The organism is Cryobacterium mannosilyticum (assembly GCF_004402705.1).
Classification (GTDB): domain Bacteria; phylum Actinomycetota; class Actinomycetes; order Actinomycetales; family Microbacteriaceae; genus Cryobacterium; species Cryobacterium mannosilyticum.
On record NZ_SOFM01000021.1, the window covers coordinates 1 to 24490 of the forward strand.

Here is a 24490-nt window from a genome sequence, read left to right on the forward strand (position 1 = left end):
CCGCGCCCCTCGCCGCGCCCGTTTCCGCAGGCCGCACCCGCGACCGCCGCCGCGGCCTGCCGAACCCGCCGCGGCGGCGAGGGCCCGTCGACCCGTCGGTCCCTCACCGGCGTGGTGCCTGCAGCCCCTCCCCCGCCGGGGAATCTCGAGATTGTCCACCATCTCTGCGCACCGGGGCAAACCGTGCCCCGACGAAGCGGATCCTCGGGTGATGTCGACGACCTCGCTGACCCCCCTGCACCTGCTCGCCGCGATCGCGCGCCGGAACGGCATCATCCTGAGCCGCGACGCGACCGCCGTCGGTCTTGAGCGCGAGCTGCGGACCGAGTTCGAACGCGGTCGGGTGGTCCGCCTGAGGACGGGGGCTTACACACTCAGATCGGAATGGGACCTCCTGAGCGAGGATGCCCGCTACCTGCGTCGCGTGCAGGCCCACGCCGCGGTGAGCGACGAGCCTGTCGTCTTCTCCAACCACTCCGCCGCCGCCATCTGGGGGCTCCCCATGATCGGTCCCTGGCCGAAGGGAATCACCGTCCTCGTCGACCCGGCCGCCGGTGGCCGTTCTCGCCACGGCATCACCCGTCGTTTTCAGGATGGCCCCCTGTCGATCGTGGAACGGGACGGGATGCTCGTCACCTCGGCCGCCGACACCGCGGTTGCGATGGCCCGAATCCTGCCCTTCCCGGCGGCGGTCGCCATGCTGGACAGAGCCATCCATTGTCCCCGGGAGGGCTCCGCCCTTTCCTCCAGGGATGAACTCGAGGTCGCGCTGGCCGCGATACCGGCGCGGACACGCGTCAACGGCCGCACCGCCGCGTTCCGCGCTGCGGAATTCGCCGCGACGGAATCCGGCTCCGCGGGCGAATCCGTCAGTCGCGCGGTCATGTACCTGCTCGGATTCCTCGTGCCGGAACTGCAGGTGCGGTTCGACGACGATCAGGGTTTCATCGCCTTCGTCGACTTCTTCTGGCGCCGGATCAACCGGGTCGGCGAATTCGACGGGCTCGGGAAATACATCAAGGAGGAGTACACGCACGGACGGAGCACCGCACAGGTGGTCATGGACGAGAAGCGCCGAGAAGACCGGGTGCGGGCCTGCGGCCCCATGGTCAGCCGGTGGGAATGGCCGCTCGCCGTGGACCCGATCGCCTTCGGCCGGTTCCTCGTTCGGGTCGGCGTCCCGCGGGTTCGATGACCCGGAACTACGCCCTCAGGCTCAGCCCCGCGCAACGCAGTCCGGCGCAGCAGACCGCCGCGCCACCACGGGGAGTTCGGATGCCCGCCGCACCCGCAGCAGCGGGCCGCGGCGGCGCCCGGAACCGCAGCCCGCGCCCGCCGTCGCGGCCGCGGCCTGCGGAATCGGGCGCGGGCTGGCTCGCGGTGCGGCGGACCGTGCCCTGCGTGCCGGGGGACGGGCTGAGCGGGAGGCCCGCGTGCTACTTGGTCGCGATGTCCGGTGCCTCGAGCCGGGCGCGGTCGGCGGACTCGTCGTCGGGCTCCAGCTGCGACGCCCGCTCGGCGGCGACCCGCTTGAGGTAGTACGCCACCTCGCGTTCCTCCCGGTCGGTGTCCCAGCCGAGCACCTCGGCCATCAGCCGGGCAGCGACCGGCGCCGCCGAAACCCCGCGATCCCAGGCCTCGATCGAGATCCGGGTGCGCCGGGCGAGCACGTCCTCGAGGTGCAGGGCGCCCATGTGGCTGGCGGCATAGACCACCTCGGCCTTGATGTAGTCGTCGGCTCCGGGCAGCGGATCGGCGAGCTCCGGTGTCGCCTTGATCAGGTCGAGCAGTTCGTCGGTGAGGGTGCCGTACCGGTTGAGCAGGTGCTCGATCCGCACGGTGTGCAGCCCGAACGCCTTGGCGATCCGGCCGCGCTTGTTCCACGCGGCCCGGTACCCCTCCGCGCCGAGCAGCGGGATCTCGTCGGTGGTCGAGGCCGGGATCCGCCCGTCGAGCGCATCGACGGCCGCATCGATCGCATCCTTCGCCATCACGCGGTAGGTGGTCCACTTGCCGCCCGCGATCACGACCAGTCCGGGCACCGAGTGGCCGACGAGGTGCTCCCGCGACAGCTTCGAGGTGCTCTCGGATTCCCCGGCCAGGAGCGGGCGGAGGCCGGCGTAGACGCCCTCGACGTCTTCCCGGGTGAGCGGAACCCGCACGACGGCGTTGACGTGTTCGAGCAGGTAGTCGATGTCGGCGGCGGTGGCCGCGGGGTGCGCCTTGTCCAGGTGCCAGTCGGTGTCGGTGGTGCCGATCAGCCAGTGCCGGCCCCATGGGATGACGAAGAGCACGCTCTTCTCGGTGCGGAGCAGCAACCCCATCGCCGACTGGAACCGGTCGCGCGGCACGACGAGGTGGATCCCCTTCGACGCGCGCACCTTGAACGTGCCGCGTTCACCGACCATGCGCTGGGTGTCGTCCGTCCACACCCCGGTCGCGTTGACGACCTGCTTGGCGCGCACCTCGAAGCGTTCGCCGGTCTGCAGGTCGTGCGCCTGCACGCCGACCACCCGTTCGCCGACCTTGATGAAGCCTTCGACCCGCACCCGGCTGGCCGCGTGGGCGCCGTAGAACGAGGCCGTGCGCACGAGCGACGCCACGTAGAGGGCGTCGTCGACCTGGGCGTCATAGTAGGTGATACCGCCGACGATGGCGTCGGTGTTGAGGCTGGGCAGCAGCCCCTTGACCTGGCGCTTCGACAGGTGGCGGTGGTGCGGCACGCCGGGCGGGCGCCCGCCGGTGTAGGAGAAGATGTCGTAGAGCAACATGCCGGCGCCCACGTAGAACCGCTCGGTGACGCGCTTCTTGAGCGGGTAGAGGAACCGCACCGGCTTCACCAGGTGCGGCGCGATGCGCTGCAACAGGAGTCCCCGCTCGGTGAGCGCCTCCCGCACCAGCCGGAAGTCGAGTTGTTCCAGGTAACGGATGCCGCCGTGCACGAGTTTGGACGACCGGCTCGAGGTTCCGGAGGCCCAGTCCCGCGCCTCGAGGATGCCGACGCTCAGCCCGCGGGTGACTGCGTCCAGGGCGCAGCCCGCGCCGACGATTCCCCCGCCGACCACGAGGATGTCCAACTCCTTGCCTTTCAGCCGCGCGAGCGCGGCCGCGCGTTCGTCAGGACCCAGCTTCGTGGACCGTGACACCGAGTTACCTGTGGCCATGTGCTCACTCCCATCGGGTGGTGTGTTGCTTACCTTGACGCTAGTTCGTTCGGTACGGCGCGACAACCACTTCGACGCGCTGGAATTCCTTGAGGTCCGAGTACCCGGTGGTCGCCATCGAACGGCGCAGAGCGCCGACGAGGTTGGCGGTGCCGTCGGCGATCGGGGTCGGACCGTAGAGGATGGTCTCGAGCGGGGCCAGGGCGCCCACCTCGACGCGCTTGCCGCGGGGCAGCTTCGAGTGGTGCACCTCGGGGCCCCAGTGGAAGCCGCCGCCGGGGGCATCCGTCGCCCGGGCCAGCGCCGTGCCGAGCATGACCGCGTCGGCGCCGCAGGCGATGGCCTTGACGATGTCGCCGGAGGTGTTCAGTCCGCCGTCGGCGATGACGTGCACATAGCGGCCGCCGGACTCGTCCATGTAGTCCCGGCGGGCGCCGGCGACGTCGGCCACGGCGGTGGCCATGGGGGCGTGGATGCCGAGCGAGGCCCGGGTCGTGGAGGCGGCGCCGCCGCCGAAGCCGACGAGCACGCCGGCCGCGCCGGTGCGCATCAGGTGGAGGGCCGCGGTGTACGTGGCCGCGCCGCCGACGATGACGGGCACGTCGAGTTCGTAGATGAACTTCTTGAGGTTGAGCGGCTCCTGGTTCTGGGAGACGTGCTCGGCGGACACCGTGGTGCCGCGGATGACGAACAGGTCGACTCCGGCGGCGACGACGGTTTCGTAGAGCTCCTGGGTGCGTTGCGGCGACAGGGCGCCGGCCACGGTGACACCGGCCGCGCGGATCTGGGCCAGGCGCTCGGTGACGAGGGCGGGCTTGATCGGCTCGGCGTACATCTCCTGCATTCGTGCGGTCGCCCGGTCGGCGGGCAGGTCGCGGATCTCCGCGAGAAGCGGTTCAGGGTCGTCGTAGCGGGTCCACAGACCCTCGAGGTCGAGCACGCCGACTCCGCCGAGCTGACCCATCATGATGGCCGTGGTCGGTGACACCACGGAGTCCATCGGCGCGGCGAGGAACGGGATGGAGAACTGGTAGGCGTCGATCGTCCAGTTGATCGAGACATCCTCCGGGTCGCGAGTGCGCCGGCTGGGCACAATCGCGATGTCGTCGAAGGCATACACGCGGCGAGCGCGCTTGGAGCGGCCGATCTCGATTTCCATGGTCCCAGTTTAGGTGCCGCCCGCCGACACCGCCCACCTGGCACCGGGAGCGACGGAGGGCAGGGCGGCCGGCACCCTCGACGGCACCGGCCGGAGGGTGCATCCTGAGGGCATGAACGTGACCGCCGAACCACTGACCCTGTTGCGCGAACGAACGAGCATGAAATGGCGCACCTACCCGGGCGACGTCCTGCCGCTGTTCATCGCCGAGATGGATTACCCGCTCGCCGAGCCGATCGCGGACGCCCTGCACGACGCCGTGCGCCGCAGCGACACCGGCTACGCCGCCCCGGCCAATGACCTCGGCGAGGCGTTCGCCGGATTCGCCGGAAACCGGTGGGGCTGGCGGGTCGACCCTGACCAGGTGGCCAGCACGACGGATGTCAGCGTCGCCATCGTCGAGACGCTGCGGGGCCTGATTCTCCCGGGCGACCGGGTCGTGATCACTCCCCCGGTCTACCCGCCGTTCTTCGACCTGGTCGCCGAGTCGGGCGGGCGGGTGGAGCCGGTGCCGCTCCTGCACGGCCAGACCGGCTGGACGCTCGACCTCGACGCGCTCGAGCGGGCCTTCCTGGGCGGCACCCGCTTCATCCTGCTCTGCAACCCGCACAACCCGATCGGGCATCCGCACGGCATCGAAGACCTCACCGCCCTGGCCGAACTGGCTGCCCGCCACGGCGTCACCGTGGTCAGCGACGAGGTGCACGCGCCGCTCACCCAGGCCGGGGCCGTGTTCACGCCGTACCTGACGGTGTCGCCGGAGGCGGCGGAGCACGGCGTGTGCCTCACCTCCGCGAGCAAGACCTGGAACCTCGCCGGGCTCAAGTGCGCTCTCATCGTCACCGCGTCCGAGCGGATGCGCCGGGTCGTCACCGCCCTGCCGCAGGAGGTGTCCTGGCGCACGAGCCAGTTCGGTCTGATCGCCGGGGTCGCGGCGTACCGGCACGGGCAGCCGTGGCTCGATGGGGTGCTCGCCGCGCTGGACGCCAATCGCGGCCTGCTCGGCGCCCTGCTCGACGCGCAGCTGCCCGGCGTGCCCTATTCCCCGCCCGACGCGGGCTTTCTGGCCTGGCTCGACCTTCGCAGCCTCGGCTGGGGCGACGACCCGTCGGTCGCCGCCCTGGAGCGTGCGAAGGTGGCGCTCAGCCCCGGCCCGATGTTCGGCACTCCCGGGCAGGGCTTCGCCCGCCTCAATTTCGCCTGCTCGCCCGAGGTGCTCTCCGAGGCGATCTCGCGCCTGGCCGCCGCGATCTGACGCGACCAGCGCCGGCACGCGACCAGCGCCGGTGCGCGACCAGCGCCGGTGCGCGATCAGCGACGGTACGCGATCAGCGCCGGTAGTTGGGTGCCTCGACCACGATCTGCACGTCGTGCGGGTGCGACTCCTTAAGCCCCGCAGCCGTGATCCGCACGAACTTGCCCTTCTGCTTGAGCTCGTCGATCGTGCGCGCGCCGACGTAGAACATGGACTGGCGCAGCCCGCCGATCAGCTGGTAGGCCACTGCGGACACCGGTCCGCGATAGGGAACCTGGCCCTCGATGCCCTCGGGGATGAGCTTGTCGTCGGACGGGACATCCGACTGGAAGTAGCGGTCCTTCGAGTACGACGTCTTCGTGCCGCGGCTCTGCAATGCGCCGAGCGACCCCATGCCGCGGTAGGTCTTGAACTGCTTGCCGTTGACGAAGACGAGTTCGCCCGGGCTTTCGTCGCAGCCGGCCAGCAGGGAGCCGAGCATGACGCTGTCCGCCCCGGCCACGAGCGCCTTGGCGATGTCGCCCGAGTACTGCAGGCCGCCGTCGGCGATCACGGGGATGCCGGCCTCCCGGGCCGCGAGGGACGCCTGGTACACGGCGGTGATCTGCGGCACCCCCACGCCGGCGACGATTCGGGTGGTGCAGATCGAGCCGGGGCCCACGCCCACCTTGATCGCGTCCGCGCCGGCGTCGACCAGGGCCTGGGCGCCGGAACGGGTCGCCACGTTGCCGCCGATCACGTCGACGTCGGCGAAGGCCGGGTCGGTCTTCAACCGACGGATGATGTCCAGCACCCCGGCACTGTCGCCGTTGGCGGTGTCGACCACGAGCACGTCGACCCCGGCCTCGAGCAGCGCGGTGGCGCGCTGCCAGGCGTCGCCGAAGAAGCCGATCGCTGCGCCCACGCGCAGGCGTCCGGCGTCGTCCTTGGTCGCGAAGGGGTATTCCTCGCTCTTGTCGAAGTCCTTGACGGTGATCAGGCCCGTGAGCCGGCCCGCGTCGTCGACCAGCGGAAGCTTCTCGATCTTGTGGGTGGCGAAGATGGCGACGGCGTCCATCGGCGCCATCCCGACCTTGCCGGTGATCAGGGGCAAGGTCGTCATGACCTCGCGCACTCGAACGCTGTGCTTCTTGGTGCTCGAGACGAATCGCATGTCGCGGTTGGTGATGATCCCGACGAGCACGCCGTCCGAGTCGATCACCGGGAGGCCGCTGATCCGGTACTGGCCGCAGAGCGCGTCGACCTCCGCAACGGTGGCGTCGGGCGAAGTTGTTACCGGATTGGTAATCATGCCGGATTCGCTGCGTTTGACCAGGTCGACCTGCTCGGCCTGGTCCGAGATCGAGAGGTTGCGGTGCAGCACGCCCAGGCCGCCTTCGCGGGCCATCGCGATCGCCATCCGGGTCTCGGTGACGGTGTCCATCGCGCTGGACAGCAGCGGCGTGGCCACGCTGATCCGACGCGTCAGCCGAGACATTGTCTCGGCTTCACTGGGAATGACGTCGGTGTGCCCCGGCAGGAGCAGCACGTCGTCGTAGGTGAGCCCGGTGAAACCGAACGGATCTGGCTGATCCATGAAACCCCTTTTGCGTGAGCTGAAGAATGGAAGAAGTCCGGGAATCCCAGGGATGCGACCGGTTCATCAATGTTAAGCGAGATTGACCCCCGCGCATTCCGGCGGGATTAAACAGCGCGACTCGCCGAACCCGCCGAACGAAATCGTCGTCTGGGGGAACATTGCCGAAACATATGAGACATAATCGGCACGTACTGTCGACAATGATGTTGGCAGGTGAGACCCGGGGCAGGCTCGGTGACAGACCCAGCATGCCGCCATGGAGGTGCAGTGAATTCCACTGAAGCTGTTCGCAGATACTCACCCAGGATGCTGGTGATCTTCCTCGGTCTGCTTTTCGCAGCCCTGACGATGTCCACATTCTCCACGCTGTCGGCAAGCCCGGCGCACGCGGACGAGGTCGGCACCGACCAGTACGACTACGTGCTGGCCGGGAACGTCCAGTTCAATCAGAAGCCGCTGGACGGCGTGCTGATCACGGTCAAGGGCTCCGGCTACGAGGCCGAGGTCAAGACCGGCGTCGACGGCAAGTGGAAAGTCGGCGTCCCTGAGAAGGCCACCTACACGGTCAGTCTCGACGAGAAGACCCTGCCCAAGGGCGTCATCGTCGCCAAGGGCGGCAGCGTCATCAAGGCCGAGTTCGGGCTCACCAAGGTGAAGTCGGTGAACTTCTTCCTCGGCGAGGGCACCCGGGTCACGGTCAGCTTCTTCGACCAGTTCCTCAACCGGTTCGTGAACGGAATCAACTTCGGGCTCCTGCTCGCCCTGGCGGCCATCGGCCTGTCCCTGATCTTCGGGACCACCGGGCTGAGCAACTTCGCCCACGCGGAGATGATCACCTTCGGCGCGCTGATGACCCTGGCCTTCTCGGTCACACTGGGGCTGCCGGTCTGGCTCGCCATCATCATCGCGCTCGTGCTCAGTGCCGGCCTAGGCTGGAGCCTCGACGCGGTGATCTGGAAGCCGCTGCGCCGCAAGGGAGTGGGCCTGATCCCGCTGATGATCGTCAGCATCGGCCTGTCGCTCGCCCTGCGTTATGTCTTCCAGTTCTTCGTCGGCGGCGGCACCAGCCAGCTGCCCGGTTCCGGCCTGGCCGACCTGCAGTTCGGCCCGGTCCGGCTGTCCCTGATCGACCTGGGCAGCATGGGCATCAGCATCGTGGTGCTGCTCGCCGTCTCCTACTTCCTGCTGCGCACCCGCATCGGCAAGGCCACCCGTGCCGTGTCGGACAACCCCAGCCTCGCCTCCGCGAGCGGGATCGACGTGGACGGCGTCATCCGCATCGTCTGGGTCGTCGGCGGCGCGCTGGCCGGCCTCAGCGGCATCCTCTGGGCCTACTTCCGCCCCGGCGTCAGCTGGGACATGGGCTTCCAGATCCTGCTGCTCGTCTTCGCGGCCACCACGCTCGGCGGCCTGGGCACGGCCTTCGGCGCCCTGGTCGGCTCGATGATCGTCGGCCTCTTCGTCGAACTGTCGACGCTGTGGCTTCCCTCCGACCTGAAATACGTCGGTGCACTCGTTGTGCTGATCCTGGTGCTGCTGCTTCGGCCGCAAGGCATCCTGGGTCGCAAAGAAAGAATTGGCTAGAAGGGCATCCGATGATCGACTGGGGAGCAATCTTTAGCAACGCGGCCGTCGAGCTGATCAGCCCGACCACCGCCGCCTACGCCCTTGCGGCGCTCGGGCTGGCGGTCCACTTCGGCTACACCGGCCTGCTCAACTTCGGCCAGGCCGGGTTCATGGCCCTCGGCGCCTACGGGTACGCCATTTCCATCCTCAGCTTCGGCTTCCCCGTCTGGGGCGCCGTGCTGGTGGGGATCGGGGCATCCGTGGTCTTCGCCCTGGTCCTGGGCATCCCGACCCTGCGCCTGCGCGCGGACTATCTCGCGATCGTCACGATCGCCGCCGCTGAGATCGTGCGGCTGCTGTTCACGACGAACACGTTCGAGCCGCTGACCGGTTCGGCGAACGGCCTGAGCGGGTACAAGGGCGGCTTCGCCGCACTGAACCCGATCCCCGAGGGCAGCTACGGCTTCGGGCCGTTCGAATACAACGCCTACGACTGGTGGCTGCGCATCGTGGCCTGGACGATCGTGGTGCTGGCCTGCCTGTTCACCTGGCAGATCATGCGCAGCCCGTGGGGCCGGGTGATCAAGGGCATCCGTGAAGACGAGGATGCCGTGCGCGCCCTGGGCAAGAACGTCTACTCCTACAAGATGCAGTCCCTGGTTCTCGGTGGCGTGTTCGGCACGATCGCCGGGATGATCTTCGTGCTTCCCCGGGCGGTGGTCCCGTCGAACTACCAGACGTCGCTCACATTCTTCATCTACGCGATCCTCCTGCTCGGCGGCGCGGCCACGATTCTCGGCCCGGTCATCGGCTCGATGATCTTCTGGGTGCTGCTCTCGTTCTTCTCGGGTTTCATCGCCCGGGCCGTCGAGGCCGGCTGGCTGCCGTTCATGACCAGCATCCAGGCCGGACAGTTGCGCTTCATCCTGGTGGGTGTCGCGATCATGCTCATAGTCATCTTCAGACCGCAGGGCATCTTCGGAAACAAGAAGGAGTTGGCCTTTGTCAAGTAATCCAGTTCCCAGCAGCAAGCCGGTCAAGTCGATCGACCTGCACATCGGCGAGGCCGAACCCGGGTGCAAGAAGCGCGACCCGATCCTGATCGCGGACGGCGTGAGCCGCACCTTCGGCGGGCTCAAGGCCGTCGACGTCGACCACGTGGAGATCCCCCGCGGCGCCATCACCGCCCTGATCGGGCCGAACGGCGCCGGCAAGACCACGCTGTTCAACCTGTTGACCGGCTTCGACAAGCCCGACACCGGGTCGTGGACCTTCGAGGGCCGGTCCCTGTCCGGGATGCCGGCGTTCAAGGTGGCCCGGATGGGCCAGGTGCGCACGTTCCAGCTGACCAAGGCGCTCGGCCTGCTCACCGTGATGGACAATATGCTCCTCGGGGCGAAGGGGCAATCCGGCGAGAACCTGTTCCGGGCGATGCTCCCGTTCTTCTGGCGCAAACAGGAGGAGGACAACAAGGCCAGGGCCATCGACATCCTCACCCGGTTCAAGCTGGACACCAAGAAGGACGACTACGCCGCCAGCCTGTCCGGCGGGCAGCGCAAGCTCCTCGAAATGGCTCGCGCCCTGATGAGCGAGCCGACCCTGGTCATGCTCGACGAACCGATGGCCGGTGTGAACCCGGCGCTGACCCAGTCGCTGCTCGACCACATCCTCAACCTGAAGACCCAGGGCATGAGCGTGCTCTTCGTCGAACACGATATGCACATGGTGCGCCACATCGCCGACTGGGTCATCGTGATGGCCGAGGGCCGGGTGGTCGCGGAAGGCGACCCGCACGAGGTCATGCGCAACCCCGCCGTGATCGACGCCTACCTGGGCCAGCACCACGATGAAGACCTCGGCGCGGATCCCTCCGCCGAGAAGGAACACGTCGTAGCGATCAAGGAGCTGCTCGATGACGAACTCTAGCCCGACCACAGCCCCGGCACCCTCACCCGCGCAGACGGGCGTGCCCGTCGTCGACGTGAAGACGGTCACGGCCGGCTACCTGCCCGGGGTGAACATCCTCAACGCCTGCTCGCTGACCGCCTACGACGGCGAGCTGATCGGCATCATCGGCCCGAACGGCGCCGGCAAGTCGACGCTGCTCAAGTCGATTTTCGGCCAGGTGAAGGTGCGCGAGGGTGAGATCCTGCTCCGCGGGGAGAACATCACCAACCTCAAGGCGAACAAGCTGGTCTCCAAGGGTGTCGGCTTCGTCCCGCAGACGAACAACGTCTTCCCCACGCTCACCATCCAGGAAAACCTGGAGATGGGCATGTTTCAGAAGCCGAAGGGCCTCGCTGAGCGCCTCGAGTTCGTCACCGAGATCTTCCCCGAGCTGAAGAAGCGCCTGCAGCAGCGGGCCGGGTCGCTGTCGGGCGGTGAACGGCAGATGGTCGCCATGTCGCGGGCGCTGATGATGGGCCCGCACGTGCTGCTACTCGACGAGCCGAGCGCCGGGCTGTCCCCGGTGCGGCAGGACGAGGCGTTCCTGCGGGTCAAGGAGATCAACAAGGCCGGCGTGACCACCATCATGGTCGAGCAGAACGCGCGCCGATGCCTGCAGATCTGCGACCGCGGCTACGTGCTCGACCAGGGTCGGGACGCGTACACGGGAACCGGCCGTGAGCTGCTGAACGACCCCAAGGTGATCGGCCTGTACCTGGGCACCCTCGGCCAGGACGACTAGCCTCCCGGAACCCGCCAGCCGGGCACAGAAGCGGCGCCGGAGGACATCCTCGGGCGCCGCTTCTCTGTGTGCCCGCCGCCCCCGTTCCCACCCCGGAGCCTCCGCCCCGCGCTTCCCCGACCAGCAGGTGGCTAATTCAGGAGATTCCGGGCTGTCGCCGCGCTCCGCAGCACTGCTCCGGGCCCTCCGCAGCAGACTCGGCCCGATTCTCCTGAATTAGCCCCCGCGCCAGAGCGCGATGGGGTGCTCCGGGCCCCGGGACGCGCAGCTGAGACGGGTGGTGGAGACGGGTGGTGGAGAAAAAAGGGGGCCCCGACCGAAGTCGGGGCCCCCTTGTTGGTGCTGCGGAGACTAGTTGATGCGCTTGTACGTGTTGTCAGCCTTGTACTCGTAGACCCCGATGGTCGCCTCGGTCGGGTCGCCGTTCTCGTCGAACGTGACCGGGCCGGAGAAGCCATCGTAGTTGACCTGCTCACCCTTCGCAAGAGCCTTGGCGGCCGTCTTGAAGTCGGTGACCTTGGTGCCGTCGCCGGTGCCGCCCGAGACCTGGCGGAGGTAGTCGGCGATGGACGTGCCCTTGACGTCGTTCGCAGCGTAGGCGGCGAGCGCGATCAGCACGACCGCGTCGTAGGACTCGGCCGCATAGCTGAAGTCGGTCAGGGTCGGGTCGATCTCCTTCAGGCGCGTGGTGAAGTCACCGAGCGTTCCGACGTCGAGTCCGGGCAGCGTGCCCTTCGCACCGGTGATGAGACCGGGGGCGAAGTCCTTGCTGTAGTCGGACAGGTTGCCGTCGACGAAGTAGAGCTTGCCACCCGGGTAGCCGGAGCCGACGAGCGCGGGCGTGATGACCTTGGCCTGGTCGAACGTGATCAGGGCGATCGCATCCGGCTTGGCGGCGGTCACTTCGGAGATCTGAGCGGCGAAGTTGGAGTCGCCCTCGTTGAACAGCGACTTGGCGACGACCTTGCCTCCGGCGGCTTCGAACGCCTTCGTGGTGGAGTCGGCCAGGCCGGTGCCGTAGGAGTCGTTGAGCACGATCAGCCCGAGGGTGCTGTTCCCGTCCTCGGCGATCTGGTTGCCGAGCACCTCACCCTGGAGCAGGTCAGACGGCGCGGTGCGCCAGTAGAGGCCCTTGTCGTCGTACTTCGTGAAGTCCGCCGAGGTGTTGGCCGGCGAGAACTGCACGACGCCGGCACCGGTGATCTGGTCGATCACGGTCTTCGAGACGCCCGACGAGGCGGCGCCGAGGATGGCCGAGACGTCCTGGGACAGGAGGTCGGTCACCGACACGGTGGCGGTGTCGGTCGTGGTGTCACCCGAGTCGCGGTAGACGGGATCGACGGTGAGCCCGAGCTTCGCGTCGTTGATGTCCTTGACGGCGAGTGCGACACCGGCCTCTTCGGGCGGGCCGAGGAAGGCGAGGGCGCCACTCTGGGGAAGGATCGTGCCGATCTTGAGAGTGAGGTTGCGGTCGCCGGCCTTGATGGCCTTCGCGTCTCCACTCGCAGCGGGCGTCTCCGATGCAGTCGGGGCAGCGGAATTGCTGCTGCATCCGGTGAGCAGAAGTGCGCTGACACCGACCATGGCGACGCCGGTGATGACTGCCCGGACTGAGCGGGAGGCCGAGGCCTTCGCGAATACGCTCATGTTGCTCCTTGGGAATAGGAAGTGAAAGGTCACAGCGATCGATTGACCGCCGTGCTGTCACATTATTGACAGGAATCGCGTGAAACAAGGCGACAGGGTTACATCCGTGTAACGCGACCCAAATCGTTACGATCGGCGGCCGGTGACACCCTCATAGGCGATCTGTTGCGTCTCGGCCAGCGCCGCCGCACATTCTCCCCAAGAGGCGCAGACCATAGGGCCCGAACTCACCCGGTCGAGGGCCGCCGCAATCGACGGCCCGCCGTCGTCGTCGGCCTGCACCGCTGCCAGCGCAGTGAGGATCACGCCGTCGTAGGCCTCGCCTCCGCCGGCCGTGCCCTCCATCTCCGGGTCCATGGTGCCAAGGCGCGCCGCGAACTCGTCGCCGGCGGCGAGCGGGGTGCCTCCGTTCGCGAACTGAGCGAGGGAGACCAGCGCCACCCGGGCGGCGGCCAGGGCGGATGCGACGTCCGGCGGCACCGGACTGGTCGCGTCCCAGAGCACGGCGTCGACGCCGCGGGCCAGGAGATCGGCCACGGCTCCCGGAGCGTCGCGGACTGAGTCCCGGTGCACGATCACGACGGGGTGGCCGAGCACCAGGCCCTGTTCGGAGATCTCCCTGGCAGCCAGTTCGGTGCCGGCGACCTGGGCTGCCCCGGAGGCGGCGGCGTCCCCCGTCATCGGGAACAGCGAGCCCAGCAACAGCGTGCCGTCACCGGATGCCGCCACCCGGGGCGCGACGCTGGGCGCGGCGGTGGCCGGGGCGGCCACGGTCGTCGGCGCGCAGCCCGCGACGGAGACGAGGAGCAGCCCGGCGAACGCGAGCGAGGCGGCGATGGTGCGACGGGGCATCCGGACTCCTTTCCCCGAGCGTAACGCGGGTCAGGCCGGTTCGAGGGACGCTCGCCGCGGCGCCCGCCCGCTGACGACCATGTCCGTGGTCAGGATGACCAGCGCCACCCAGACCAGGCCGAATCCGACCCAGCGTTCGGGCGGCATCGGTTCGTGCAGGATGAACACCCCGACCAGGAATTGCAGGATGGGCGCGATGAACTGGATCAGCCCCAGGTAGGTGAGCGGGAGACGCCGGGCCGCGGCGGCGAAGAAGAGCAGCGGCACGGCCGTGACGACGCCGGTGGTGAGGAGACCGACCGTGTGCCACGGCGAGATGGCTCCGAAGGTGAGCCCGGAGACGGCACCGACGACGATCAACTGCACGATCGCGATCGGGGCGAGCCAGATGGTTTCCAGGGTGAGTCCGGCCAGGGCGTCGACGCTGTGGCCGACGCGTTTCTTGATCAGCCCGTAGAAGCCGAACGAGAACGCGAGCACAAGGGAGATCCAGGGCAGCGAGCCGTAGCCGACGGTGAGCACGACCACGGCGGCGAGACTGATGCCCATGGCCATCCATTGCAGCGCCCGGAGCCTCTCGTGCAGCACCAGAACGCCGAGCAACACGGTCACGATCGGGTTGATGAAGTAGCCGAGCGCGGCCTCGACCACATGGCCCGACAGGGTTCCGAAGACGTAGGTCTGCCAGTTGACGAAGATCAGGATGCCGGCCAGGCCCATTGTCCAGACGATCCGCGGGCGGCGCAGCACCGCGAGGAACTGACCCCACTTCTTCGTGACCGTGATCAGCAGTGCGCAGAAGACCAGGGAGAACAGCACCCGCCACGCGACGACCTCGAACGCTCCGGTGGGGGCGAGCAGGAGGAAGTACAGCGGCAGCATCCCCCAGAGTCCGTAGGCGAGGACCGCGTAGATCAGCCCGGTGCTGTGCGCGCTCCGCTGCGGGCGTCCTGCTGCGATGTGGGTGTCCATGGTCTGCCCATCCTCCGGGACGGCCCCCGGAAACGACAAATCCCGGATGGCCAGGGCCATCCGGGATTTGCTGCGTGGTGCGTCTGACTAGCGGACGACGACCGCGAGCACGTCGCGGGCCGACAGCACGAGGAGATCCTCGCCACCGAACTTGACCTCGGTTCCGCCGTACTTGGAGTAGATCACCTTGTCGCCGACGGCGACGTCGAGCGGGATGCGGTTGCCGTTGTCGTCGATGCGGCCGGGGCCGACGGCGACGACTTCGCCCTCCTGGGGCTTTTCCTTGGCGGTGTCAGGAATGACCAGACCTGATGCGGTGGTCTGCTCTGCGTCGACCTGCTTGATGACGATGCGATCCTCGAGCGGCTTGATGGAGACCGACACGGTTGACCTCTTTCTTAGCTAAGACATAGTTAGCAGACTCACAGCGAGAGTGCTAAGTCGAGTTTAGGGCGCATCTGGCACTCACGCAACGTGAGTGCCAGATGCGCCCATGGTTGGTAGGTTTGCGGGATGGATCGCTCAGAGCTCGTCGAGCTGTTATCGCCGGACGGCTTGCGCCTGCTGGACTCCCTGCCGCCCTATGACCCGACGGGCGACGTCGTGCAGATGGTGAGTGACCTCCGCAAGGCCGGCCACGCCCCCGGCCTGGTCACCGCCGTGCTGAACCAGTCCCGGCTGCGTGCACGCGCCGTACCCAAGTTCGGAGAGTTCGCCGGGCGGATGCTGTTCACCGAGGCAGGCCTGGAGCAGGCAACCCGGTTGCGGGTGGCCGCACTGCACGCCGGCCGATTCGTCGGTGCCGCCCTGGCCCGCGTCGTCGACCTCGGGTGCGGGATCGGCGGCGACGCGATGGCCATGGCCGCGATGGACCTCGCGGTGACGGCGGTCGACAGCGACGAGGTGACCGCGACCGTCGCCAGCTTCAACCTTGCTCCGTTCCAGAACGCGGCGGTGGCGCACGGCGACGCCGAGACGTTCGATCTTTGCGGCTTCGACGCGGCCTGGCTCGACCCGGCCCGGCGCACCGCGGGCCACAACAACACGTCCCGTCTGACCCGTCCGGAGGACTACTCCCCCAACCTCGATTTCGTGTTCGGCCTGAGTGAGCGGATGCCGATCGGCGTCAAGCTCGGCCCGGGGCACGACCGCGACCTCATCCCCGCCGGCGCGGAGGCGCAGTGGGTGTCCGTCGATGGAAAACTGGTCGAGATGGGACTGTGGTTCGGCGCCCTGGCCCGCGACGGCATCCGCCGGTCGGCCCTGCTCCTGGACCGGGACGGAACCCACGAGCTGAACGCGCCCGCCGACAGCGAGGACGTGGAAGTGGGGGTGCTCGGTGACTATCTCTACGAGCCCGACGGTGCGGTCATCCGTGCCCGGCTGATCGGCGATCTCGCCCGCTCGCAGGGCGCCCTCATGTTGAGCGAGGGAATCGCCTACCTCACCTCCGCCGTCCTGCGCCCGACCCCGTTCGCCACGGCCTTCCGGGTGCTCGAGGTGCTGCCGTTCGACGAGAAGAAGCTCCGTCTGGCGCTACAGGAACGCCGGATCGGCACGCTGGAGATCAAGAAACGCGGCGTGGACGTCGACCCGGCCACGCTGCGCACCCGGTTGCGGCTGAAGGGATCCGAATCGGGCACCCTCGTGCTCACCCGGGTCGCCGGTCAGCGCGTTGCACTGCTCGTGGAGCGTGTGCGCACACTGGCCTGAGCAGCCGGCCGAGGCCGTTCGGCGGCCCGGAGTCAGTACGCGATCGTCAGTACGCGATCCGGCCCAGGGCCTGGCTGATGATCACGCACCAGCCGATCACGATCGCCAGGCCGGCGAGACCGGAGACCAGCCCCCAGACCCACAGTGCGCCGCCGAGGCGTTCGGACCGGCGCGCCATGATCGCCAGCACGACGGCGGCCAGCGAGAGCGGCGCACCCCAGACACCGAACAGGGCGACGAGCAGTCCGGCCAGTCCGAATGTGAGCGCTGCGACGGAGAGCCCCCGCCCACCCTCACGCGATTGCAGCTCGGTGTCGGTGTAGACGTAGGGGACCCATTCGGTGGGCGCGGTGACGGTCGACTCGTAGTCCAGTTCGCCGTCGACCGTTCCTCGCGGTCGCGTGAGGTCGAGCCGGAAGTCACCGCGTCCGGTGGGCGGGGCGGGCTGGTCCCCGTCCGGGCGTTCGGCCTCCATGGAGCGGTTCAGTAGCTGTATCCGGTGTTCGGGATGTTGGCGAAGACGACGGCCCAGATGACGATGCTCAGCAGTGCGAGGGCAACGCCGATCGCCCCGGTGATGATTCCGGTCAGCCAGAAACCCTTCGCGCGGGGTTCCTTGGTGCGCCCGAGGAACCCGAGCACGACGGCCGCCGCGGGAATGAACAGACCGAAGATGCCGCCGGCGATCGGGATGAACACCACCGGGGAGCCGAGGATTCCGATGATTCCGGCGACGAGCGCCAGGATGCTGAGAATCGGCTGTTTGGTGGCGGGCCGCCCCGGATAGGGAGCATACGGCGCACCGGAGGCCGGCGGCGGGCTGCCGTAGGGCGGCGGGCTGCCGTAGGGCGGCGGGGCGGCAGGACCGGCACCGTAGCCGGGCGGCGGCGGCGTCGCGGCCGGGCCCGCACCGTAGCCGGGCGGGGGTGTGGCTGAGGCGTAGGCGGGCGCGACCGGCGGCGCGGCTGACGTGTTCGGGAAGTCGGGAACCTGCGGGACCTCAGGCACGTGCGGGACATCCGGCACCTGCGGTACCTCCGGCACGTGCGGCACCCCCGAGAGGCCTGGAGTATTCGAATCGCTCATGAGCAATTTCCTTTCCACATCTTTCATTCCGAACCGCGGCCTCGCCGCGGCAAGATCAGTAGCCGGAAATGGAGCCGTCGTTGACCGCGGCGGCGATGACCACGAACCAGACGATGATGACGATGATGGTCGCCAGAACGCCGAGATAGCCGAGGACGAGGCCTCCGATGGCCAGGCCGCGGCCCTTCTCACCGGTCTTCTTGATCTGGCTCAGGGCGATGTGCCCGGTGATGATCGCGACGAGGGAGATGAAGAACGCCGACACGAGCGAGACGATCGCCAGCACGTTGTACTTGTCGGAGGGCGCCTGGGCGTAAGGCTGCGCGTAGGCGCCGCCCTGACCGTAGGCGGGCGCGGCCGGGGCTCCGTAGGCCGGGGCGGCGGGCGGCTGGTAGATCGGCGGCTGGTTGGTCGGGGGCGGGGTCACCGGCGGCAGGTTCGGGTCGGTCATGTCATGCACTCCTTCAGGAAGTGGGTCGTGTGGCGGTGCCATAGTGGCAGCGCGGGCCGCGCGGTGTCAACGTGTGTGACGAACCGGGTCCCACTCGCCCAGAATATCCCTTTCCGCAAGGAACCTCGGATGAGACGGGATTTCAGACCTGGATCTCCGAGACCGGCAGTGTTGAGTCCGCCCCGAACTCGAGCGACGAGGGCTCGTGCCCGGCCATGATGAGCTGAGCGCCGAGGGCGGCGATCATGGCGCCGTTGTCGGTGCAGAGCGACAGGGGCGGGATTCGGAGGGCGATGCCGGCGGCATCCGTGCGCTCCACGGCCACCTGGCGCAGACGGGCGTTGGCTATCACTCCGCCGCCGAGCAGCAGCCGCGGAACCTCGAAGTCGACACAGGCGGCAACGGCCTTGGTCAGCAGGATGTCCACGACAGCCTCGCGGAAGCTGGCCGCCACGTCGGCGATCGGCACGGGTTCGCCCGCATCCTGCCGCTGCTCGACCCACCGGGCCACCGAGGTCTTCAGTCCGGAGAAGGAGAAGTCGTAGCGGTGCCTGGCCATGTCCTTGGTCTGGCTGAGGCCGCGCGGGAACCGGATGGCCGCGGGGTTGCCCTCCAGCGCGGCCCGGTCGATCTGCGGGCCGCCGGGGTAGGGCAGACCCAGGATGCGGGCGACCTTGTCGAACGCCTCCCCCGCCGCGTCGTCGATGGTCTCACCGAGGAGTTCGACATCGGAGACGAGGTCGCGCACGAGCAGCAGGGACGTGTGCCCGCCGGAGACGAGGAGCGCGATTGTCGGGTACTCGAGCGGAGCACCGGTCTGGTCGTCGTCGATGCGCAGCAGGTCTGCCCCGACGTGCCCGACCAGGTGGTTGACCGCGTAGATCGGTTTGCCGAGTGAGATCGCCAGGGCCTTGGCCGCCCCGACGCCGACCATGAGCGCTCCGGAGAGACCGGGGCCGCAAGTCACGGCGACCGCGTCGATCTCGGCCAGGCTGATGCCCGCCTCGGCGGTCGCCGCGCGGATCGCCGGCACGAGCTCCTCGAGGTGGGCACGGGCGGCGACCTCCGGCACGACGCCCCCATAGCGGGCGTGTTCGTCCATCGAGGAGGCGATCGTGTTGGAGAGCAGGGTGGTGCCGCGCACGATTCCGATCCCGGTCTCGTCGCAGGAGGTCTCGATCCCGAGTACCAGCGGGTTGGTGCGATTCATTCGGTCGCCTCCGGGCGTTCGGGTTCCGAGGGCACGGCCGGGGCCATCTCCGGGGCCGTCAACCGCACCCGCATCACCAGGGCGTCGACATTGTCGGGCTGGTAGTAGCCGCGGCGCACGCCGAGCTCTTCGAAGCCGAGCCGGCGGTAGACCCGCTGGGCCCCCGGGTTGTCGGCGCGCACCTCGAGGAAGACCTCGCGGGCGCCGCGCTTGCGGGCCTCGATGAGCAGGGTCTGGACGAGCGTGCGCCCGAGGCCGTGCCCCCTGGCTTCCTCGGTGACCGCGATCGTCTGGATGTCGCCCTCCGTCGCCCCGCGGGGTGCCTGCAGGCCGGCGTAGGCGTCGATCTGGGTGGGAGCGTCGGGCGGGAACGCCACCAGGTAGTAGCAGTCCGGGTCGGTGACGTCCCTGTTCATGGCTTCCCTGGACCAGGCGTCGTTCTCGAAGATGCGGGTTTCGAGCGCCATGATGGCGTCGACGTCGTCGCGGGTGGCCCGCCGCAATTGCCAGGTCACGTCAGCTCACCCGTTTCGGACCGGTGGACATGGTGACGTCCGGCGACCGCAGGTAGAGCGCTTCGTCGGCGGCGAAGGCGCGCTGGTGGGCCCAGCTGAGCTCGGCGACCAGCCCCAGCTCGCCGGCGGACACCGTCGCCGCGTCGAAACGGGGCAACCCGGCGTGGGCCCAGTCGGGCTCCTGCAGCACGGCCGGCTTCGCCACCCCGGGCGGGTCGATGCGGATCGGCAGGCCGACGGCATCCGCCCCGCTGTACGCGGACCAGTTCACCTCGCGGCGTCGCGCGTCGGTGACCACGACGAGGCCGCCGGCATGGCCGGCCCGGTAGCGTCCGAAGGCGATGGCGTCGTGGCTGACGATCGGCACGAACGGTTTGCCGGCGCCGAGGGCGAAGACACGCGCGGCGGCGATCCCCACCCGCAGCCCCGTGAACGGGCCGGGGCCCATTCCGCCGGCGACCGCGGAGAGGTGGCCGACTGTGACGCCGGCGGCGGCGAGGCAGTCTGCGATCAGCCGGCCGACCACCTCGGCGTGGCGCATGGTGTCGTCGGTGCCGAGTTCGGCGATGATACCGCGCTCGAGGTCGACGACGGCGACACTCGTGCCGGCGGAGGTATCGATGGCGAGAAGCACCTCACCAGCCTATTCGCTGAGCCGCGCGTCCCTGGCCTCTCCGGCGGCGGCGGGTTCGAATCCGGCGGCCCCCGCCCAGCGCGGACCGTGTGGCGTGATCGTAACCGTGCGGGGCTCGTCGAGGTCGAGCCCGTCGTCGTCGAGGCCGGATGGCGCGGCCTGCGACGCCCCGAGCGGGCGCTCGATCTCGATGTCCAGCCACGATTCGGTGATGCCGTCGAGCATGCCGCGGCCCCACTCGACGACGACGATCGAGTTCGGGAAATCGATGTCGAGGTCGTCGAGTTCGACGGCGCTCGCCAGGCGGTAGGCGTCGACGTGCACGAGGGGCGGGCCGCCGACCGTGCTGGGATGCGTGCGGGCGAGCACGAAGGTCGGGCTGGTGACGGAGCCGCGAACCCGCAGACCGACGCCCAGGCCGCGGGTGAAGGTGGTCTTCCCCGCTCCGAGCGGCCCGGTGAGCACGACCAGGTCGCCGGCCCGCAGCCGGCCGGCAAGGGCGGCGCCGAAATCGTGCATTCCGTCGGCGTCGGGGATCACGGTGCGCACGAGGCCGATCAACCCTCCGTGCCGGGCTGGGCAGCCTCTCCCGGCTGCCGGTAGCTGCGTGGAACGCGGTGCCCGATCCGGGTCACGATCTCGTAGTTGATGGTGCCGGCGGCGTCCGCCCAGTCGGTGGCGCTCGGCGCGCCGGCCCCGGGGTCGCCGAACAGCACCACCTCGTCGCCGACGGCGACGTTCACCTGGCCGACGCTCACCACGAACTGGTCCATCGCGATCCGGCCGACGATCGGATGCGTGCGGCCGCCGATCCGCACGGTCGCGGCGCCGGACGCCTGCCTGGGCACCCCGTCGGCGTAGCCGAGGGGGACGAGGGCGATGTTGCCGTCTTCGGGCGCCCGCCAGAGGTAGTCGTAGGAGACCCCGGCGCCGGCGGCGACCCGGCGCACGGCGGCGACTCTCCCGCGCAGGGTCATCGCGGGGACGAGACCCAGGTCGTGCGAGTCCTGGTCCTCGAACGGCGACAACCCGTACAGGCCGATGCCGATCCGCACCATCGAGAACCGCGCTGCCGGCAACCGGAGCGCGGCGGCCGTCGAGGCGAGGTGGATCAGGCTCGGGGTCAGTCCGGCGACGGCGGCCAGCCGCACGCCGCGCTCGAACCGGCCGACCGCATCCGCGTCGTCGGACGGGGACGCGTTCGAGAGGTGGCTGAAGAGACCGCGCACGCGGAGCAGTCCGGCCCGCTCCAACCCGGCGGCCAGCGCGAACACGTCGGCCCAGTCCGGTTCGTGCACGCCGTTGCGGTTGAGCCCGGTCTCGAGTTTGAGCTGAACCGAGGCCGTGCGGCCGAGGGCCGCCGCGGCATCCGCCGCCTGCCGCAGCTGGCGTTCCGACGACAGGCCGAGGTCGATGTCCTGGCTGATCGCCGCCCTGAAGTCGACGTCAGGGTCGTGCAGCCAGGCGAGGATGGGCGCGTCAATGCCGCCGGCGCGCAATTGGAGCGCCTCGTCGACGTCGGCGACCCCGAGCCAGTCCGCCCCGGCGGCGAGCGCCGTGCGGGCGACCGGCAGTGCGCCATGGCCATAGGCGTTCGCCTTCACCACCGCCATCAGGTGCGGAGTGCCGATCAGGGTGCGCAGGTGGGCGACGTTGGCGGCGATCGCGCCGAGGTCGATGACCGCCTCCCGGAAGCCCGTCACGAGAAGACGCCCGCCATGAGGACGCACGTCATGAGTCGCCCTCGGCGACCACGAAGGCGCAGGCCACGCCGGCGTCGTGCGTCATCGTCAGGTGGACCGTGCTGATCCTCCGCGCCCGCAGCGCCTCGGCCACTCCGCCGGTGAGGTGGAAGCCGGGGTTGCCGTGTTCGTCGGCGACGACCTCCATATCCTGCCAGGTTGCCCCCGCGCTGTCGCCGAGGGCCTTGATCAGCGCCTCCTTGGCGGCGAACCGGGCGGCCAGCGAATGCACCGGCAGCTCGCGTTCGGCGGCAGTGAACAGCCGCGGCACCAGTCCGGGCGTGCGCAGCACCTGGCGTTCGAAGCGGGCGAGGTCGACGATGTCGACCCCGATGCCTCGAATCATGCGACGACCTCGCCCATCCCGTTCCCGACGACCGCTACTCGACCGTGACGGACTTCGCCAGGTTGCGCGGCTGGTCCACGTCCAGGCCCTTGACCGTGGCCAGCTCCATCGCGAAGATCTGCAACGGGATCACGGCCAGGAGCGGCTCGAACAGCGGTGCGGCCAGCGGGATCCGGATGACGGTGTCCGCGTAGGGCAGCACCGCCACGTCGCCCTCTTCGGCGATCGCGATGATCCGGGCACCGCGGGCGCGGATCTCCTGGATGTTGGAGACGACCTTCGGGTGCAGGTGCGCCGAGCCGCGGGGGCTCGGCACGATCACGAAGACCGGCTGGCCGGGCTCGATCAGGGCGATCGGGCCGTGCTTGAGCTCTCCGGCGGCGAAACCCTCCGCGTGGATGTACGCGAGCTCCTTGAGCTTGAGCGCACCCTCGAGGGCGATCGGGAAGCCGACGTGGCGGCCGAGGAAGAGCACCGCGCGGGTGTCCGCCATCCAGCCGGCCAGTTCGTGCACGACGGATTCCTGGAGCAGGGTGGTGGCGATCTTCTCGGGGATGGCCTGGAGTTCGCGGACCTGTTCGGCCGACTCGGCGGCGGTGAGGCTGCCGCGCACGCGGGCCAGGTGCAGCCCGAAGAGGTAGAGCGCAGCGATCTGGGCGGTGAAGCCCTTCGTCGATGCGACGGCAACCTCAGGGCCGGCGTGCGTGTAGATCACGGCGTCGGATTCGCGCGGGATGGTGGCACCCTGGGTGTTGCAGATGGAGATGGCCTTGGCGCCGCCCTCCCGGGCGTACTTGACCGCCATCAGCGTGTCCATGGTCTCGCCGGACTGGCTGATCGAGATGACCAGGGTCTCCGGGCTGAGCACCGGGTCGCGGTAGCGGAACTCGTGGCTGAGCTCCACGTCCACCGGGACCCTGGTCCACTTCTCGATCGCGTATTTGGCGACGTAGCCGGCGTTGGCCGCGGTGCCGCAGGCGACGATGATGATCCGGCGGATGCCGGCGAGCACGTCATCGCCGAAACCGGTCAGCTCGGGCACGACGGCCTGGCCCTCGTGGATACGCCCGCGGAGGGTGTTGGCCACGGCATCCGGCTGCTCGGAGACCTCCTTGGCCATGAAGCTGGACCAGCCGCCCTTTTCGGCCGCCGACGCATCCCAGGCGATGTCGAACTCCTCGATGTCAACCGGGGTGCCGTCGAAGTCGGTGACGGTGACCAGGTCAGGGGTGATCGTGACGATCTGGTCCTGGCCGACGGCCACGGCCCGGCGGGTGTACTCGACGAAGGCGGCGACGTCGGAGCCGAGGAAGTTCTCCCCGTCGCCGAGGCCGATCACGAGCGGGGAGTTGCGGCGGGCGCCGACGACGACTCCGGGCTGGTCCTGGTGCACGGCAAGCAGGGTGAAGGCCCCGTCGAGGCGGGAGACGACCGACCGGAAGGCCTCGCCGAGGTCGCCGAGCCGCTGGTATTCGCGTCCGAGCAACACTGCGGCAACCTCGGTGTCGGTCTCGCTCTCGAAGTCGAAGCCCTCGGCGATGAGCTCGTCCTTGAGGACGGCGAAGTTCTCGATGATGCCGTTGTGGATCAGGGCGAGCTTGCCGTTGTCGCCCAGGTGAGGGTGCGCGTTCGCGTCGGTCGGGGCGCCGTGGGTGGCCCAGCGGGTGTGGCCGATGCCGGTGCGACCGTTGTTGATCGGGTGGGCCTCCAGCTCCCCGGCCAGCACGGCCAGCTTGCCGGCGCGCTTGGCAGTGTTGAGCACACCGTCAGCGTCGATGACGGCGATGCCCGCCGAGTCGTACCCTCGGTACTCCAGGCGCCGCAGCCCTCCCATCAGAACCTCGACGCTTTTATCTTCTCCGACATATCCCACGATTCCGCACATGGACCCGATTTTAGTCGGACTAAGC

24 protein-coding genes are annotated in these 24490 nt (G+C 69.0%); 7 read left to right on the forward strand and 17 right to left on the reverse strand.

What is annotated here, in order from left to right; all coding sequences use genetic code 11:
- The first annotated feature begins 211 nt into the window (after nt 1-211).
- Nucleotides 212-1195 carry a P-loop NTPase family protein gene (locus tag E3O32_RS07395; RefSeq protein ID WP_134508144.1) on the forward strand — a complete coding sequence of 328 codons (984 nt, stop codon included), beginning with the start codon at nt 212-214 and terminating at the stop codon, nt 1193-1195.
- A gap of 241 nt (nt 1196-1436) precedes the next feature.
- Here E3O32_RS07395 and E3O32_RS07400 read toward each other — a convergent pair whose 3' ends face one another.
- Entirely contained in the window at nt 1437-3164 is a 1728-nt protein-coding gene (locus E3O32_RS07400; RefSeq protein ID WP_174776495.1) for a glycerol-3-phosphate dehydrogenase/oxidase, read from the reverse strand.
- A 40-nt stretch (nt 3165-3204) separates the two neighbouring features.
- The gene (locus E3O32_RS07405; protein WP_134508146.1) at nt 3205-4323 is read right to left on the reverse strand and encodes a GuaB3 family IMP dehydrogenase-related protein; all 1119 of its coding nucleotides are present in this window, start codon (nt 4321-4323) and stop codon (nt 3205-3207) included.
- Nucleotides 4324-4435: 112 nt separating this feature from the next.
- On the opposite strand from E3O32_RS07405, the gene E3O32_RS07410 reads away from it, so the two are divergent.
- Nucleotides 4436-5578: a MalY/PatB family protein gene (locus tag E3O32_RS07410; RefSeq protein WP_134508356.1), complete on the forward strand. Its 1143-nt coding sequence runs from the start codon at nt 4436-4438 to the stop codon at nt 5576-5578.
- 73 nt (nt 5579-5651) lie between these two features.
- On the opposite strand, the gene guaB is transcribed toward E3O32_RS07410, so the two are convergent.
- On the reverse strand, nt 5652-7154 hold the full coding sequence (guaB, locus tag E3O32_RS07415) for an IMP dehydrogenase (RefSeq protein ID WP_134508148.1): 1503 nt from the start codon (nt 7152-7154) through the stop codon (nt 5652-5654).
- Between the two features lie 309 nt (nt 7155-7463).
- Here guaB and E3O32_RS07420 point away from each other — a divergent pair, with 309 nt between their 5' ends.
- From E3O32_RS07420 to E3O32_RS07435, 4 genes are read left to right on the forward strand one after another with little or no spacing between them, the layout of a single operon-like run.
- Nucleotides 7464-8741: a branched-chain amino acid ABC transporter permease gene (locus E3O32_RS07420; protein WP_134508150.1), complete on the forward strand. Its 1278-nt coding sequence runs from the start codon at nt 7464-7466 to the stop codon at nt 8739-8741.
- 14 nt (nt 8742-8755) lie between these two features.
- Complete coding sequence (locus tag E3O32_RS07425) at nt 8756-9736, forward strand: branched-chain amino acid ABC transporter permease (protein WP_134508358.1); 981 nt, start codon at nt 8756-8758, stop codon at nt 9734-9736.
- Complete coding sequence (locus tag E3O32_RS07430) at nt 9726-10649, forward strand: ABC transporter ATP-binding protein (RefSeq protein WP_134508152.1); 924 nt, start codon at nt 9726-9728, stop codon at nt 10647-10649. The genes E3O32_RS07425 and E3O32_RS07430 overlap by 11 nt, the downstream gene beginning before the upstream one ends.
- Nucleotides 10636-11412: an ABC transporter ATP-binding protein gene (locus E3O32_RS07435; RefSeq protein WP_134508154.1), complete on the forward strand. Its 777-nt coding sequence runs from the start codon at nt 10636-10638 to the stop codon at nt 11410-11412. The genes E3O32_RS07430 and E3O32_RS07435 overlap by 14 nt, the downstream gene beginning before the upstream one ends.
- A 351-nt stretch (nt 11413-11763) precedes the next feature.
- On the opposite strand, the gene E3O32_RS07440 is transcribed toward E3O32_RS07435, so the two are convergent.
- The 4 genes from E3O32_RS07440 to groES all read right to left on the reverse strand — a co-directional run bounded on the left by E3O32_RS07440 (nt 11764) and on the right by groES (nt 15267).
- Entirely contained in the window at nt 11764-13059 is a 1296-nt protein-coding gene (locus E3O32_RS07440) for an ABC transporter substrate-binding protein (RefSeq protein WP_134508156.1), read from the reverse strand.
- A gap of 126 nt (nt 13060-13185) precedes the next feature.
- Nucleotides 13186-13911, reverse strand: a complete 726-nt coding sequence (locus tag E3O32_RS07445; RefSeq protein ID WP_134508157.1) for an ABC transporter substrate-binding protein — start codon at nt 13909-13911, stop codon at nt 13186-13188.
- A 30-nt stretch (nt 13912-13941) separates the two neighbouring features.
- A complete protein-coding gene (gene rarD / locus E3O32_RS07450; RefSeq protein WP_134508159.1) occupies nt 13942-14883 on the reverse strand; it encodes an EamA family transporter RarD in 942 nt (313 codons plus the stop codon).
- Nucleotides 14884-14970: 87 nt separating this feature from the next.
- Complete coding sequence (groES, locus tag E3O32_RS07455) at nt 14971-15267, reverse strand: co-chaperone GroES (RefSeq protein WP_066597535.1); 297 nt, start codon at nt 15265-15267, stop codon at nt 14971-14973.
- A gap of 129 nt (nt 15268-15396) precedes the next feature.
- Here groES and E3O32_RS07460 point away from each other — a divergent pair, with 129 nt between their 5' ends.
- Nucleotides 15397-16596 (forward strand): class I SAM-dependent methyltransferase, encoded by a 1200-nt coding sequence (locus E3O32_RS07460; protein ID WP_134508161.1) that lies wholly within the window; start codon nt 15397-15399, stop codon nt 16594-16596.
- A gap of 46 nt (nt 16597-16642) precedes the next feature.
- Here the strand turns inward: E3O32_RS07460 and E3O32_RS07465 are convergent, their stop codons facing one another.
- The 10 genes from E3O32_RS07465 to glmS form a co-directional block, all read right to left on the reverse strand.
- Nucleotides 16643-17071, reverse strand: coding sequence for a hypothetical protein (locus E3O32_RS07465; RefSeq protein WP_134508163.1), 429 nt, complete (start codon nt 17069-17071; stop codon nt 16643-16645).
- 8 nt (nt 17072-17079) lie between these two features.
- Entirely contained in the window at nt 17080-17682 is a 603-nt protein-coding gene (locus E3O32_RS07470; protein WP_134508165.1) for a DUF4190 domain-containing protein, read from the reverse strand.
- Nucleotides 17683-17737: 55 nt separating this feature from the next.
- Nucleotides 17738-18133, reverse strand: coding sequence for a DUF4190 domain-containing protein (locus E3O32_RS07475; protein ID WP_134508167.1), 396 nt, complete (start codon nt 18131-18133; stop codon nt 17738-17740).
- A gap of 142 nt (nt 18134-18275) precedes the next feature.
- On the reverse strand, nt 18276-19343 hold the full coding sequence (gene tsaD, locus E3O32_RS07480; protein ID WP_134508169.1) for a tRNA (adenosine(37)-N6)-threonylcarbamoyltransferase complex transferase subunit TsaD: 1068 nt from the start codon (nt 19341-19343) through the stop codon (nt 18276-18278).
- The gene (gene rimI / locus E3O32_RS07485) at nt 19340-19858 is read right to left on the reverse strand and encodes a ribosomal protein S18-alanine N-acetyltransferase (protein ID WP_166790802.1); all 519 of its coding nucleotides are present in this window, start codon (nt 19856-19858) and stop codon (nt 19340-19342) included. Before rimI ends, tsaD begins: the two co-directional genes overlap by 4 nt.
- Nucleotide 19859: 1 nt before the next feature.
- Nucleotides 19860-20492 carry a tRNA (adenosine(37)-N6)-threonylcarbamoyltransferase complex dimerization subunit type 1 TsaB gene (gene tsaB, locus E3O32_RS07490; protein ID WP_134508171.1) on the reverse strand — a complete coding sequence of 211 codons (633 nt, stop codon included), beginning with the start codon at nt 20490-20492 and terminating at the stop codon, nt 19860-19862.
- A 9-nt stretch (nt 20493-20501) separates the two neighbouring features.
- Nucleotides 20502-21011, reverse strand: coding sequence for a tRNA (adenosine(37)-N6)-threonylcarbamoyltransferase complex ATPase subunit type 1 TsaE (gene tsaE / locus E3O32_RS07495; protein WP_134508361.1), 510 nt, complete (start codon nt 21009-21011; stop codon nt 20502-20504).
- A 38-nt stretch (nt 21012-21049) separates the two neighbouring features.
- Nucleotides 21050-22195, reverse strand: a complete 1146-nt coding sequence (gene alr / locus E3O32_RS07500) for an alanine racemase (protein ID WP_134508173.1) — start codon at nt 22193-22195, stop codon at nt 21050-21052.
- Between the two features lie 28 nt (nt 22196-22223).
- Nucleotides 22224-22580: a holo-ACP synthase gene (locus E3O32_RS07505; protein ID WP_134508175.1), complete on the reverse strand. Its 357-nt coding sequence runs from the start codon at nt 22578-22580 to the stop codon at nt 22224-22226.
- 34 nt (nt 22581-22614) lie between these two features.
- A complete protein-coding gene (gene glmS, locus E3O32_RS07510; protein ID WP_134508177.1) occupies nt 22615-24465 on the reverse strand; it encodes a glutamine--fructose-6-phosphate transaminase (isomerizing) in 1851 nt (616 codons plus the stop codon).
- Between the last annotated feature and the right edge of the window lie 25 nt (nt 24466-24490).